At 63.8% G+C, this 531-nt stretch carries 1 protein-coding gene; it reads right to left on the reverse strand.

Going from position 1 to position 531, the window contains the following annotated elements:
• Positions 1-531: MBOAT family O-acyltransferase (locus AC1DWF_RS38220; RefSeq protein ID WP_476843606.1), on the reverse strand; the 531-nt coding region annotated here is incomplete at both ends.

Below are 531 nucleotides of genomic sequence, written 5' to 3' on the forward strand. Positions count from 1 at the left end.
ATGGCGCTGGTCATGTCGTGCGCACGGAAGGCCACCCAGCCGATGACGACGGCCAGCATGAGCAGGATATTGCCGAGGAAATAGGGCATCGGGCCGTGACCCATGGCGCTGGTCATGTCGTGCGCACGGAAGGCCACCCAGCCGATGACGACGGCCAGCATGAGCAGGATATTGCCGAGGAAATAGGGCATCGGGCCGTGACCCGCGCTGCGCCAGGCGCGGTGGATGGCCAGCCAGCCGCCATGCCAGAAGCCCCAGAAGATGAAGGTCCAGTTGGCGCCGTGCCAGAWGCCGCCGATGACCATGGTCATCAGCAGGTTGACGTAGGTGCGCACCGGGCCTTTCCGGTTACCGCCGAGCGAGATGTAGAGGTAGTCGCGCAGGAAGCGGCTCAGCGTCATGTGCCAGCGCTGCCAGAATTCCTGGATATTCCCGGAGAGGTAGGGGTCGTTGAAGTTCTCCGGGAAGCGGAAGGCGCACATCTGGGCCAGGCCGATGGCCATGGCGGAATAGCCCGCAAAGTCGAAGAAG

The sequence above is a fragment of the Aminobacter sp. P4_D5 genome, assembly GCF_056401815.1.